Annotated in this window: 8 protein-coding genes; 4 read left to right on the forward strand and 4 right to left on the reverse strand. The window is 71.6% G+C overall.

What is annotated here, in order from left to right; genetic code table 11:
- Nucleotides 1–588: 588 nt before the first annotated feature.
- Nucleotides 589–1,179 carry a MarR family winged helix-turn-helix transcriptional regulator gene (locus tag ACZ6ZQ_RS09440; RefSeq protein WP_469767973.1) on the reverse strand — a complete coding sequence of 197 codons (591 nt, stop codon included), beginning with the start codon at nt 1,177–1,179 and terminating at the stop codon, nt 589–591.
- A gap of 141 nt (nt 1,180–1,320) precedes the next feature.
- Here ACZ6ZQ_RS09440 and ACZ6ZQ_RS09445 point away from each other — a divergent pair, with 141 nt between their 5' ends.
- Complete coding sequence (locus tag ACZ6ZQ_RS09445; RefSeq protein WP_469768259.1) at nt 1,321–2,646, forward strand: MFS transporter; 1,326 nt, start codon at nt 1,321–1,323, stop codon at nt 2,644–2,646.
- 18 nt (nt 2,647–2,664) lie between these two features.
- Here the strand turns inward: ACZ6ZQ_RS09445 and ACZ6ZQ_RS09450 are convergent, their stop codons facing one another.
- Both ACZ6ZQ_RS09450 and ACZ6ZQ_RS09455 read right to left on the reverse strand, forming a co-directional pair.
- On the reverse strand, nt 2,665–4,383 hold the full coding sequence (locus ACZ6ZQ_RS09450) for an ATP-binding SpoIIE family protein phosphatase (RefSeq protein WP_469767974.1): 1,719 nt from the start codon (nt 4,381–4,383) through the stop codon (nt 2,665–2,667).
- A 178-nt stretch (nt 4,384–4,561) separates the two neighbouring features.
- Nucleotides 4,562–5,959, reverse strand: coding sequence for an NAD(P)/FAD-dependent oxidoreductase (locus tag ACZ6ZQ_RS09455; RefSeq protein WP_469768260.1), 1,398 nt, complete (start codon nt 5,957–5,959; stop codon nt 4,562–4,564).
- 425 nt (nt 5,960–6,384) lie between these two features.
- Here ACZ6ZQ_RS09455 and ACZ6ZQ_RS09460 point away from each other — a divergent pair, with 425 nt between their 5' ends.
- Both ACZ6ZQ_RS09460 and ACZ6ZQ_RS09465 read left to right on the forward strand, forming a co-directional pair.
- Nucleotides 6,385–7,152, forward strand: coding sequence for a TetR/AcrR family transcriptional regulator (locus ACZ6ZQ_RS09460; protein WP_469767975.1), 768 nt, complete (start codon nt 6,385–6,387; stop codon nt 7,150–7,152).
- Between the two features lie 214 nt (nt 7,153–7,366).
- Nucleotides 7,367–9,301: a sigma-70 family RNA polymerase sigma factor gene (locus ACZ6ZQ_RS09465; RefSeq protein WP_469767976.1), complete on the forward strand. Its 1,935-nt coding sequence runs from the start codon at nt 7,367–7,369 to the stop codon at nt 9,299–9,301.
- A 112-nt stretch (nt 9,302–9,413) separates the two neighbouring features.
- Here the strand turns inward: ACZ6ZQ_RS09465 and ACZ6ZQ_RS09470 are convergent, their stop codons facing one another.
- Nucleotides 9,414–12,593, reverse strand: a complete 3,180-nt coding sequence (locus ACZ6ZQ_RS09470; protein ID WP_469767977.1) for a BTAD domain-containing putative transcriptional regulator — start codon at nt 12,591–12,593, stop codon at nt 9,414–9,416.
- Nucleotides 12,594–12,685: 92 nt separating this feature from the next.
- On the opposite strand from ACZ6ZQ_RS09470, the gene ACZ6ZQ_RS09475 reads away from it, so the two are divergent.
- Nucleotides 12,686–13,504, forward strand: coding sequence for a DUF427 domain-containing protein (locus ACZ6ZQ_RS09475; RefSeq protein ID WP_469767978.1), 819 nt, complete (start codon nt 12,686–12,688; stop codon nt 13,502–13,504).
- The last annotated feature ends 53 nt before the right edge of the window (nt 13,505–13,557 follow it).

Consider the following 13,557-nt stretch of genomic DNA (forward strand, 5'->3'; position numbering starts at 1 on the left):
ATTTTTGGCACGCTGTTGAGTTCTCAAGGAACGGACGCTTCCTTCGTACTCACCCTCTCGGGCTTTCCTCCGGGCGCTTCCCTTCGGTGTTTCCAGCTTAGCAGATCCGATTTCCGTTTCCGCCACCCGCTGGAGCGGGCTGCCGGGCCGTTCTTCGCTTTCGCGTTTCCCTTTCCGGCGGTTCCGACTCTATCAGATCCTTTCGGGCCTGATTCCCAGTCAGAGGAGGTTGTCTTTCTGGCTGTTGGGCCGTTCCGACGTTTCAAACTCTAGCGGATTTCCCGGGCGACTCATAATCGAGTCAATCGAAATGAATTTCGGCATGCCAAAATTCTTCCCGGCTGGGAGATCGTGCAGAGTTTGGTTGCCGCATGAGCGGCGGGAGTGGCCGTCGCAGAACCATTCCGGCTCCGTGACAACTCGAAGAACCTTACGGATCGACCAGGGGTGTGTCAACTCCCCCGTTCATCCATCTGCGGGACACCTTCCGGACCGCCTTCCGGGCCACCCCCGGGCCACCTTGCCGACCTACCTGGCCGGGCAGCCGGGGCAGCCGGGGCGACCGGGGCGACCGGGGCGACCGGGCGGCTAGTCCAGGTCGGTGAGCCGACCGCCCGCGTCCGGCTGGGTGTGCTCCACGCGGCGCAGGACGCGGATGAGCAGCTCGCCCAGGACTCCGCGCTCCTCGCTCGACAGGTCCTGGAGGAGGTCCTCCTCGAAGTTCGTGGCCATGCGCATCGCCTCCAGCCACTTCGAACGCCCTTCGTCCGTCAGCTCGACGATGACGCGCACCCGGTTGGTCTCGTCGCGGTCGCGGGTGACCAGGCCGTCGCCCGCCATGCGGTCGATGCGATGGGTCATGGCAGCCGGAGTGAGGCCGAGGCGCTTGGCGAGCTCGCCGGGGCCGAGGCGATAGGGGGCGCCGGAGAGGACCAGGGTCTTGAGGACCTCCCACTCGGCGTTGCTGATGCCGAGGGCGGCGACCTGGCGGCCGTACGCGACGTTCATCCGGCGGTTGAGCCGGCCGAGGGCCGAGACGACCTTCTCCACCTGGGGGTCCAGGTCCCGGAACTCGCGCTGATACGCCGCGATCTGTTCGTCGAGGCTCGGCTCCTGCGCGGCCGTGGAGAGCTGAGTGGCCTGCTTCTGGTGGCCGGGCTGCTCGGGGGTGTCGGACATGCGCCTCACTATCCCATGCATCGGGTTGGCTTCTAAGTCCTTCGATGTGTACTGTTAAGGCTCTAACTTTAGTGTTGAAGTCTTGAGACTTCAGTCCTCCGCTCGACGGACCAACCGAAGCAGGTGAGTGTGACCAAGGCGATGGGCGCTGCGATGCGCCGGATCCAGGCAGGGAACGTGCTGAGCGCGTTCGGGCTCGGGTTCACCGTTCCGTATCTCTATGTGTATGTGGCTCAGGTGCGGGACCTGGGCGCCGGTACGGCGGGGGCCGTGCTCGCCGTCTTCGCCATGGCCGCGCTTGTCGTTCTCCCCTTCACCGGGAGGGCCATCGACCGGCGGGGACCCCTGCCCGTTCTGGTCGTGGCCGCGCTGCTGGCCTCCGCAGGTGCGCTGAGCATGGGGCTGGCCGACAGCGTGCCGGCGGCCGTGCTCTCCGCCGCGCTGCTGGGCGCCGGCACCGCCGTGATGCAGCCCGCGCTCGCGACGATGATCGTGTGGGCCTCCAGCCCGTCCACCCGGACCAGGGCGTTCGCCATGCAGTTCTTCCTGCAGAACCTGGGGCTCGGAATCGGTGGTCTCATCGGCGGGCAGATCATCGACGAGAGCCGGCCCGCCAGCTTCACCCTGCTGTTCGGCATCGAAGCGGCGATGTTCGTCGTGCTGGCGGGGATCGCCGCGACCGTCCGGATGCCGGGTGCGCCGTCGATCCAGGACGCTCGGCCCGAGAACACCGAGGCGAAGGCCAAGGGCGGGCTGCGGACGCTGCTCGGGCACCGCGCCATGGTGCAGCTGTCCGTGCTGGGCTTCGTGCTGTTCTTCGCCTGCTACGGGCAGTTCGAGTCGGGGCTGGCGGCATACGGCACGGAGGCCGCCGGGATCGCCCCGGCGACCCTGGGCATCGCCCTGGCCGCGAACACCGCGGTGATTGTGGCCGCGCAGTTCCTCGTACTGAAGTTCGTGGAGCGACGGCGGCGCTCGCGTGTGATCGCCGCGGTCGGGCTGATCTGGGCCGTCGCGTGGCTCGTCGCGGGGTACGCGGGGCTCGGGCACGGCAGCCAGACGATGGCGACGGCCGCGTTCATCTCGACGTACGCGCTCTTCGGACTCGGTGAGGCGATGCTGTCGCCGACCGTGGCGCCGCTCGTCGCCGACCTGGCGCCGGAGTCGATGGTCGGGCAGTACAACTCGGCGTTCGCGCTGGTCAAGCAGCTCGCACTGGCGGTCGGCCCGGCGGTGGGCGGGCCCATGGGCGCGTCGCTGCACGGTCCGTACATCGTGACGTTCGTGCTCTTCTCGCTCGGTATCACCGTGCTGGCCATGAGGCTGGGGCGGAACCTCACGGCCGTACAGGACCGGCCGGCGCTCGCGTCGAAGTCGCGGATCGTCGCTCAGCACCGCCCCGAGCACGACACGCACGGCACGCAGGACACGCACGGCGCACAGAGCAAGCTCGAAGCCGCCGCCTAGGTCCTGTCCGGACAGGACCTAGTCCGGCACCTGGTCGAGTTCCTGGTCGGGGAGCGCGAACTCGCACCACACCGCTTTGCCGCCGCCAGGAGTGCGGCGGCTCCCCCAGGACGAGGCGATCGTCGCGACGATGGAGATCCCGCGGCCCGCCTCGTCCTCCGTTTCCGCGCGGCGGCGGCGCGGCAGATGGTCGTCCCCGTCCGTCACCTCGATGATCAGGCGGCGGTCGGTGCGCCGGAGCCGCAGGCGCATGGGTGGCGTGCCGTGCTGCAGCGAGTTCGCCACGAGTTCGCTCGCGGCGAGGACGCCCAGATCGCACAACTCCCCGGGGAAACGCCAGGAGGCCAGCACCCCCGAAGCGAAAGCACGCGCGCGGGGCGCCGCTTCGACACCGCCGAGCAGCTCCAGTGCCGCGTTGTGGAAGAGCTCCGCGTCCGAGCCCGTGCGGCTGGGGTGCTGGAGGACGAGGACCGCGACATCGTCGTCATGCTCTGCGGTCACGCCCAGGGAGCGGATGAGCCGGTCGCAGACCACCTGGGGGGTGCCGGTCGCACCCTCCAGCGCCCGCTCCAGGGCGGCGACGCCTTCGTCGATGTCCTCGCCGCGCCGCTCGATGAGCCCGTCCGTGTAGAGGACGGCGGTGGAGCCGGGCTGGAGGGCGATCGTGCCGGAGGTGTGGATCCAGCCACCGGTGCCGAGCGGAGGGCCCGTCGGCTCCTCGGCGCGGTGGACCGTACCGTCCGCGTCGCGTACGAGGATCGGCAGGTGGCCCGCCGACGCGTATACGAGCCGTCCCTCGTTGGGGTCGTGCACCGCGTAGACGCACGTGGCGATCTGGCTGGCGTCGATCTCGGCGGCCAGCCCGTCGAGCAGCTGCAGCACTTCGTGCGGAGGCAGGTCGAGGCGGGCGTACGCACGGACGGCGGTGCGCAGCTGGCCCATGACGGCGGCGGCGCGCACCCCGCGGCCCATGACGTCTCCGATGACGAGGGCGGTGCGGCCCGCCCCCAGGGTGATCACGTCGTACCAGTCGCCGCCGACCGCGGCGTCGGTGCCGCCCGGTTGGTACGTGGCGGCGATCCGCAGGTCGTCGGGCTGCTCCAGCTCCTGTGGGAGCAGGGAGCGCTGCAGGGTGACGGCGGTTTCGCGGTGGCGGCGCTCGCTGGCGCGCAGCCGCTCCGCAGCCTCGGCGTGGTCCGTGACATCGGCGGCGAAGACAAGGACTCCGCTGACGACTTGGCCGTCCTTGCCGGGGGCCTCGGCGGGCAGGCAGGTGACCGTGTACGAACCGCCGCCCTGGAAACGGCGGGACTTCACGGTGCGGGGCCGTCCGCTGCGCAGCACCTGGTCCATCAGCGGAAGCAGGCCCAGCTCGGCGAGCTCGGGGCAGCCTTCGGCGGCGACGGCACCTGCGGGACGGGGGCCGAACGCCGCGGCATAGGCGTCGTTGACGTACGACACACGGTGCTCCGGGCCGTGGACGAGGGCGACCAGGGCGGGCAGTGGGCCGAGCAGCTCCCGCACGGAGAAGTGCTCCAGCGTGGGCGCGGTGGGCGGGGCGGGCGAGCCAGGCGAGCCAGGAGCGTCGTCGGCTTCGGTGGCGTCGGTGGCGTCAGGCAGGCGGTCCGGCCGCTGGTCGTACTCGCCGCGGGCCGCGGGCACGGAGCCGCGGTCCGTCCGCGCTGCGGCGCGACGCTGCGTACCGGGGAGCCGGGCGCTCCAACGCGTGAAGTTCACGGATTTTCTAGCCTCGTGGTGTCGTTGCTGATCGTCTTGCGCGGCTGCGCCCTCGTGCGCACGGGCGGCAGCGTCCTGGTCGTGGTGGTGGCCGCGCCCCGGGGACAGGTCACTCTGTGCAGATGTCGGTCCACCTATCGTCACACGTCCAGTGTGACCGACGGCACTGACAGCGGCGTCAGTCCTTTCTGGGCTCCTCCCCCGATGCCGGGCCCTTCCTGTCCGTCGGCCGCGGTGCGCGGCCGCTTCTCGGCGGGTCCTCGTGGCGGCGTGTGAGGGGCTTGGAAGGAACGGCTCCCGCGGCGAGTTCGAACTCGGCGCGCGGATGTTCCAGCGAGCCGAGCGAGACGATCTCACGTTTGAAGAGACCGGACAGTGTCCACTCGGCGAGGATGCGCGCTTTCCGGTTGAAGGTGGGCATGCGGCTGAGGTGGTAGATGCGGTGCATCAGCCAGGCGGGATAGCCCTTGAGCTTGCGGCCGTACACATGCGCCACGCCCTTGTGCAGACCGAGCGAGGCCACGGATCCGACGTATGCGTGCGCGTACTCCTTGAGAGGCTGCCCACGCAGGGAGGCGACGATGTTCTCGGCGAGGACCTTCGTCTGGCGGACGGCGTGCTGGGCGTTCGGCGCGGTCTCCTTGCCTGGCTCGTCCGACGTGACGTCCGGTACGGCGGCGGCGTCACCGGCCGACCACGCGTGTTCGACGCCCTCGACGGTGAGCCGGGCGGTGCACTTGAGCCGGCCGCGCTCGTTGAGCGGCAGGTCCGTGGAGGCGAGGACGGGCGCGGGCCTGACACCGGCGGTCCACACGACCGTGCGGGTCGGGTGCCGGGTGCCGTCGCTGAGAACGGCGACACGGTTCTCGCAGGAGTCGAGACGGGTTTCCAGCCGTACGTCGATGTTGCGGGCGCGCAGCTCACGGATGGCGTACCGGCCCATCTCCTCCCCGACCTCGGGAAGGATCCGGTCGCTCGCCTCGACCAGGACCCATTTCAGGTCCTCCGGCTTGATGTTGTGGTAGTAGCGCGTGGCATAGCGGGCCATGTCCTCCAGCTCGCCGAGCGCTTCGACGCCTGCGAAGCCGCCGCCCACGAAGACGAAGGTGAGGGCCGCGTCGCGCAGGGCGGGCTCGCGGGTGGAGGAGGCGATGTCCATCTGCTCGATGACGTGGTTGCGCAGGCCGATGGCCTCCTCGACGGACTTGAAGCCGATGCCGTACGTGGCGAGGCCGGGGACCGGGAGCGTGCGGGAGATCGAGCCGGGTGCGATGACCAACTCGTCGTACCCGAGCTGGATGCCGCCCGTGCCCTCCTCCGCGGTGGCGAGGGTCGTGACCGTCGCGGTGCGCTTGGCATGGTCGACGGTCCTGACCTCGCCGATGAGGATCTTGCAGCTGCTCAGGACGCGGCGGAGCGGGACCACCACGTGGCGGGGCGAGATCGCGCCCGCCGCCGCCTCCGGGAGGAACGGCTGATAGGTCATGTACGGCTCGGGCGTCACCACGACGATCTCGATCTCGTCACGCCCCAGCTCCGCCTTCAGCATCTGCTGGAGTCGCAGTGCCGTGTACATCCCCACGTAGCCACCGCCGACGACGAGAATGCGCGTGCGCGGCGAGGAACCGGGGGTCGTGTCCCGGGAGTATGCAGCCTTCACCTTCCCATGACGCAACGGCCTCAGGAGTTTGTCCACAGGCCCGGCAAATTGTGTGACCGCAGGTTTTGGCCGGGCAGCACCTGGCCGGATCCCCTCCGTAGGGGAAGGTGCGCAGGTCAGCGGGGGCAAGGGGGGTGGAGGGAGGGGGCGGAAACAGGAACGTTCCGGCCCTTGCTCCGATCGGGGGGCGCACCGTACGGAACTGCCCCTTCTGAATTGACCCCGACTCAACTATGTTCGTACCTCGTCGGGGTGTCGGGTCGGTGACTCGTCTGATTCACCCCGGCTGTTACAGCGGGGAGTCTCCGGGGGGAGACGACATCATTACCGGGGGAACGCTCATGCACATTCAGGATTCGCATTGGCCGACCGCTGTCGCCACCGACGTCGGTGGGAACGGGCGGGTGGCGACGACTGCGGCCGGCCGTTCGGCTCCGCTGCGCGTGGACGCGCAGCGCAATCTGGAGCATGTTCTGCGCGCCGCGCGTGAGGTGTTCGGCGAACTCGGCTACGGGGCGCCGATGGAGGACGTGGCGCGCCGGGCGCGGGTCGGCGTCGGCACGGTCTACCGCCGCTTCCCGAGCAAGGACGTGCTCGTACGGCGGATAGCCGAGGAGGAGACCTCCCGGCTGACGGAGCAGGCGCGTACGGCCCTGGGCCAGGAGGAGGAGCCGTGGTCGGCGCTCTCCCGGTTCCTGCGGACGTCGGTCGCGTCGGGTGCGGGCCGGCTGCTGCCGCCGCAGGTGCTGCGCGTCGGTGTGGACGTCGAGGACTCGACGGTCGTCGCGGAGGCCCCGCGCGACGAGGCGCGGGTGCCGCAGCAGCGGCTGGGCATCGCCGGTCAGCCCGATCTGCGGGTGATCGCGCCGCGTCCGGCGTCGACGGCCGAGCAGGACGACGCGGGTGCCGGCGAGCTGCTCGAGGTCGTGGGGCAGCTGGTCGACCGGGCGCGCGAGGCCGGTGAACTGCGGGGCGATGTCACGGTGGCCGATGTGCTGCTGGTGATAGCCACGGCCGCGCCGTCGCTGCCCGATGCTGCGCAGCAGGCCGCGGCGTCGGCCCGGTTGCTGGACATCTTGCTGGAGGGTCTGCGCTCTCGGCCGGTGTGACGACAGTCGGTATGACGCGGCCGTTGCGACGACGGTCGGGGCGCGGGGGCTTGCGGTCTGTTCGGCACTCCCCGAATGGGCGAACCCTCGTGCTCGGTTTCGGGAGGCCTCCCCGGATGAGTGGTTGGTGCGTCCGGGGGAGTCCTGAACGTTGCTGCTGTATGGCACTCTTGGCCGGAGTTCGGGTCACTGGGTGCATACGGGAGCTTCCGCGATGAGCGGTGACGGTCGGGACGAGCCACTCGCCGGGTCAGCCGGCGCGGAGACCGGCGGGCTGCCTTCTCAGCAGGTCCCGAGCCAGGGCGGTCCCGGGTATTCCAGAAGCGTCGGCCGCTCCTCGGGCGCCGGGCGACCGGTGGACGCCGACGCGAGCGTGCCGCCGCAGCGCACAGGCGGCAGCGGGGCCACGGCCGCCGATCTGCCGCCGTCCGACGCCGACTTGGTCCAGCGGATGCGCGAAGGTGACGACAGCGCGTACGCGGAGCTGTTCCGGCGGCACTCGGGCGCGGTGCGCCGCTACGCGCGCACGTGCTGCCGCGACGCCGACACCGCGGACGACCTGACGGCCGAGGTGTTCGCCCGGACGCTGCAGGCGGTGCGCGGCGGCGCAGGGCCCGAGCAGGCCGTACGGGCCTATCTGCTGACGACCGTGCGCCGGGTTGCCGCCGCCTGGACGAAGTCCTCGAAGCGGGAGCAACTGGTCGAGGACTTCGCGGTCTTCGCCGACCGGTCCGCCCGCTCCTCCGAGGTTCCGGACCAAGGCACCATCGATCTCGGCGCGGACGTCCGCGCGATGCACGAGGCCGACCGCTCACTGGCCCTGCAGGCCTTCCGCTCGCTGCCCGAGCGGTGGCAGGCGGTGCTGTGGCACACGACCGTCGAGGAGGAGTCGCCCAGCGAGGTGGCACCGCTGTTCGGCCTCACCGCCAACGCCACGGCGGTGCTGGCCGGCCGCGCCCGTGAGGGGCTCAAGCAGGCCTATCTGCAGGCCCATGTGAGCAGCACGCTCACCTCGAGCGGCGACTGCGCGCAGCACGCCGACCGGCTCGGGGCGTACGCCCGGGGCGGGCTGCGGATGCGGGCCGAGCGGGGGCTGCGCAAGCACCTGGAGGAGTGCGCCAGGTGCCGGCTGGCCGTGGGGGAACTGGAGCAGGTCAATGCCGGGATCCCCGCGCTGCTGCCGGTCGCGGTCATCGGCTGGTTCGCCGCCGGGTACTCGCTCAAGGCGGCCGGGATCGTGGCGGGCGGAGCCGCGGGCGCGGCGGGGGCGGGTGCCGCCGCTGCCACGGCCGGATCGGGATCGGCCACCGCGGGTTCCGGTGGTGCGGGCGGCGCCGCGGCCGCGGAGGGCCTGGCGGCACCGGTGAAGGCCGGACTCGCCGCGACGGCGGCCATAGCGGCCACCGCCGGGCTCGTGTGGGCGCTGTCGGGAGATCCGGCAGCCGCGCCGAAGTCCGAGGCGAAGCCGTCGGCCGCACAGCCCGTCGTACCGCAGCAGCCCACCCCTTCTCCGAAGGCGGAGCCCCCGGCTCCGCCCGCGTCCTCCGCGTCGGAGCCGTCGCCGTCGCCGTCGCCGAAGAAGCCCACACCGGCCGTCCCGGAGGCCCCGGCGACCGAGCCCGCACCGTCGGAGCAGAAGCCGAAGCCGACCACGCCCACGCAGAAGCCGGCGCCGAAGCCGACCCCGGTGCCCACTCCGCCCACGGCGCCCGACCCGACCGTCTACCAGGTCAACCGGCTGAAGTACGGGGCGTTCGGTGACCACACCGAGCCGGAGGTGCGGCTCGGCGAGAGCAGCTGGCTCTGGCAGCGCTGGGGCATGTCCATCGACGGCACCCGGTACGGGCACGGGGTCTCGGTCCGCGCCAAGTCGTCCGTGACCATCGACCTGAACCGCCGGTGCATCTCGTACGACGCCCTGGTCGGGGTCGACGATCTGAACCTCGGCCTCGGCGCGGTGCGGTTCTCCGTGTACGGGGACGGGGCGCGGCTGTGGCGGTCGCCGGTGCTGCGCGGTGGCGACCCGGCGGTGCCGGTGAGCGTCGGTCTCTCCGGGCGGAAGACGATCCGGCTGGTGGTGGAGCCGCACACCCCCTTCGACTCGGTGGCACTCGCGGACTGGGCGCAGTCGCGGATCAGCTGCCACTGAGCGCCCGCCCCGGATCAGGCGGCATGGATCAGGCGGCATGGATCAGCCAACGCAGGTCAGCCAGCGCGGATCAGCCCACGCAGATCAGGCGCCCCGGATCAGCCCACGCAGATCAGGTGCCGCTGCGTACTGCCGCTTCCAGGGCTTCGATGACCTGAGCGAGGGTGAGACCGGCGCCGACGGCGCGTTCGGCCTCGTACCGCTCCTCACCGAGGCTCGCGCGGGCCCCGCTCTCGACGGCTTCCACCATGCGGCGCTCCGGCACGGACCGGGGTATTCCGGTCCGCCACGCCTCCGCCGCGGCGAGGATCCGTACGGCGAGCCGGTCCTCACCGAGCAGCGGCAGCACGGCAGCGGCGCTCTCGGCGATGTGTGCGGTGATGACCTCGGCGCAGCGGCACTCCAGCGCTGCGCGCAGCGCGGCGGCGAGTGCGGGCACGCCGGTGAGGGCGCCCCCGTCCTCCTCGTGGGCGGCGATCCGGGCATCGAGAGCTCTGAGCGCCACGGCGAAGTGCGGCGGCGGCGTACCGGCGGCAGCGGCCACCTTGGCTTCCTCGGCGAGCCGGCGGGCATGCCGGATCTCGCCGCGTTCCAGGGCGATCACCGAGCGGAGCATGCGCACGAACGCCCGGGTGTCCTGGACGTTGTAGCGCTCGGCCTCGTCGGACGCTTCGTCGAGGCCCTTCTCGGCGGCCTCCACATCGCCCGCCCGGTAGGCGAGTTCGGCAAGCCGGGCCAGCAGGAACGGGGCCTCGGCATGAGCGCCGACTTCCCGGGCGAGACCGAGCCCCTCGGTGTACGCGACGTGCGCGTCCTCGTACCGCCCGCGCATCATGGCCGCCTCGGCGATGGCGCTCGCGACCTGCGCGCGCATCCAGCGGTCGCCGACGCGGCGGCTGATGTCGCGCAGCTCGGCGAGGTCGTCGTCGACCCCCTCGACACCGCCCGGATAGTCGATGGCCATGTGCGTACGGAGCATCAGGACCACGCCCGTCTCCCAGTCGCCGCCGTGGATACGGCAGTTGGCGATGGATTCGTCCAGGAGCTCCCGTACCCGTTCGGGGCCGTCGGCGAGATAGCTGGCGAAGGGCCAGACCAGCCCGGGAAAGCGGGCGGCCTCCGCGCCGCCGGCGCGGAAGACGTCCCGTAGCCGGCGGGCTGTTCGCCGCGTGTCCGGATCCTCGAACGCCGCAGGCATCGCACTGCTCTCGTCGAAGAAGAGCTGCAGCATGCGCACGTGCATACGGGGCCAGTAACGGGGGTCGTTCCGGCCGCCGCCGTCCAGGTCCGGGGCGAGGGCGATCGTCCGCGTGACCCAGGTGAGCCCCTCGGGCCGGTAGTTGCGCAGCCACCAGAACCAGCTCATCGCGAGGACCAGACGGAGGGCGTACGGCTCGTCCTCGCGGCGTGCGGTCACGCGGTGGAGGGCGGCGCGGATGTTGTCGAGGTCTGCCTCCAGCCTGCGCATCCAGGGCAACTGTCCGGCCGAACGGATCTCCGGGTCGGCCTGCTCGACCAGGGCCGTGAAGTGGGCGGTGTGGGCGCGCTCCGCAGTGGCGCGCAGCTCCGGAGTCTCGGCGGCGCGCTCGGCAGCGTACTCGTGGATGGTCTCCAGCATCCGCAGCCGCATCTCACCGTCTCCGTCGGGAACGGCTGTGACCAGGGACTTGTCGACGAGGGCGCCCAGCAGGGCGGCCGCGTCCCCACTTCCCGGGTCCACGCTCACCGCTTCGGCCGCGGTCAGATCCCAGCCGCCGGCGAAGACCGAGAGCCGGCGCAGGGCCGAGCGCTCGGCGTCGTCCAGCAGCTCCCACGACCAGTCGACGACCGCACGGAGCGTCTGCTGCCGCGGCAGGACGGTGCGGCTGCCGCTGGTCAGCAGCCGGAAACGGTCGTCGAGACGGTCGGCGATCTGGCGCGGAGTGAGCATCCGCAGCCGGGCGGCGGCGAGTTCGATGGCGAGCGGCAGCCCGTCGAGGCGGCGGCATATCTCCTCGGCCGCCGCACGGTCGTCGTCGATCCGGAAGACGGGGTTCGCGGCCGCGCCCCGGTCGGCGAAGAGCCGCAGGGCCGAGTCCTGGGGCAGGGAGTCCACAGGACGGACGGATTCTCCGGGCACCCCCAGGGGCTCCCGGCTCGTTGCGAGGATCCGCAGCCGCGGACAGTGGGTGAGCAGGGTCTCGGCGAGTTCGGCGGCGGCGCCGACGACGTGCTCGCAGTTGTCGAGGATGAGCAGCGGGGCACGGTGCGCGAGATGCTCGACGAGCCGTTCGGTGGGGTCGTCGTGGAGCGGCTGCCCCTCCCGGGTGATCAGGTGCGTCTCGCGCAGTCCGAGCGCGGAGAGGACGGCTCCGGGTACGGCCGTGGGATCGTCGAGCGGGGCGAGTTCGGCGAGCCAGGCGCCGGGGTCCGCGGCGGCGGCCTCCTCGGCGAGGCGGGTCTTGCCGGCGCCGCCGGGGCCGGTGAGGGTGACCAGCCGGGAGCGGGTCAGCTCCGCGCGTATGGCTGCGAGTTCGGGCTCACGCCCGACGAACGAGGTGAGCCGGGGCCGCAGGTTCCCTCCGGGTTCGGCAGGCGGCGCTGCCAGCAACTGCCCGTACTGGTCGGTCAGTTCGGGACCCGGATCGGTACCGAGCCCGTCGGCAAGGGTCCGGCGGGCGTCCTCGTACGCGGCGAGGGCATCGGCCTGGCGGCCCTCGGCGCGCAGGGCACGGATCAGCTGGACGCGGAAGGTTTCGTCGTACGGGTGCGCCGTGGTCAGCTCTTCGAGCTCGGGCACGAGGGTGTCGGCGGCTCCGTACCTGAGGTCGGCCTCGATGCGCTGCCGCACGGCCGCGAGGCGCTGGGCCTCCGGACGGACACCCAGATCCGCCTCGGGAAGGTCCGCGAGCGCGGGACCCCGCCAGAGCGCGAGGGCTTCGCGGAACGTGCCGGCCGCGGCGCCGGGGTCGCCCGCGTCGAGCTGGGCGGTGCCGGTACGGACGAGGCGCTCGAAGACGTACAGATCGATGTCGTCCGGTACGGCGGCGAGCCGGTAGCCGGCGGGGGTGGACTCGACCGCGCCCTTGCCGAGCGCGCGGCGCAGCCGCGCGACGAGTGCCTGGAGCGCGGCGGGGGCGTCGTGCGGGGGCTCCGCGCCCCACACATCCCCCACGAGCTCCCGTACGCCGACGGCCCGCCCGCCCCGGTACGCCAGCGCCCCCAGGAGGGCCCGCAGCCTCGGACCACCGACCGGAACGGGACCGCCGCGCTCGTCGCGAGCTTCGGTGACACCGAGGATGAGATACCGCACGGCCCCATTCTCGCGACGCGGCGCCGGGGGTGCGCGTGCTTTTCCGGGGGTGCGGCGTTGCCGCGGGCCGTGGCGCCGCGCACGGTGGACTCATGACCACATCGAGTGGGACTCCGCGATCCGTGCCTGTCGTCCGGCGCCGGCCCGATCCGGCCGACAGCGTGATCTGGGAGCCCAGTGAACGCTGGGTGCGCGGGACGAAGGACGACGTCACGGTCGTCGACAGCCACCGGCCGCTTCTCGTGTGGGAGCCCGGCCGTCCCGTACCGCTGTACGCCTTCCCCGCCGAGGACGTCCGCACGGACCTGCTGCGAAGGACCGAGCGGCCCGCGACCCGGCGTCACGCGGGAGCCACCGTCTTCTACGACCTTGTGCTCGACGACCGGATCATCAAGGCGGCGGCCTGGACGTATCCCGGTGAGGAGCTGGCCGGTCACATCTGCTTCGAGTGGTTCGGGCGGGAGGTGCTCGACCACTGGTACGAAGAGGAGGAGGAGATCTTCGTGCACCCTCGTGACCCTCACAAGCGGGTGGACGCGCTGCCCAGCACCCGTCACGTCCAGGTCGAGATCGCGGGCACGGTCGTCGCGGACACGCGAACGCCGGTACTCCTGTTCGAGACGCATCTGCCGGTCCGCTACTACTTCCCGCGCAAGGACGTCCGCCTCGATCTCTTCACCCGGACCGACTCACGAACTCGCTGCCCGTACAAGGGTGTGGCGACCGAATACTGGTCGTGGGCGGGCGCCGAAGACGTACGGCCCGACGTCGCCTGGAGCTATCCCGATCCGCTGCCGGCCGTGAACGTCATCCAGGGCATGGTGGCCTTCTACAACGAGTCCGTCGACATCATCGTCGACGGAGAGCGGCAGGAACGCCCGGCCACTCTCTTCAGCAGACCGCCACGCTGACCGCGACCGCCCGTGACAAAGAAGACCCACCCCACGGCCCGCACCCGGCGTAC

This window comes from Streptomyces sp. NPDC053673, from assembly GCF_055585225.1.

Coding starts and splice junctions, on each gene's coding strand:
- ACZ6ZQ_RS09475 (WP_469767978.1), top strand. CDS start 12,686: ATGACCACATCGAGTGGGACTCCGCGATCCGTGCCTGTCGTCCGGCGC.
- ACZ6ZQ_RS09460 (WP_469767975.1), top strand. CDS start 6,385: ATGCACATTCAGGATTCGCATTGGCCGACCGCTGTCGCCACCGACGTC.
- ACZ6ZQ_RS09445 (WP_469768259.1), top strand. CDS start 1,321: ATGGGCGCTGCGATGCGCCGGATCCAGGCAGGGAACGTGCTGAGCGCG.
- ACZ6ZQ_RS09465 (WP_469767976.1), top strand. CDS start 7,367: ATGAGCGGTGACGGTCGGGACGAGCCACTCGCCGGGTCAGCCGGCGCG.
- ACZ6ZQ_RS09455 (WP_469768260.1), bottom strand. CDS start 5,959: ATGTACACGGCACTGCGACTCCAGCAGATGCTGAAGGCGGAGCTGGGG.
- ACZ6ZQ_RS09440 (WP_469767973.1), bottom strand. CDS start 1,179: ATGTCCGACACCCCCGAGCAGCCCGGCCACCAGAAGCAGGCCACTCAG.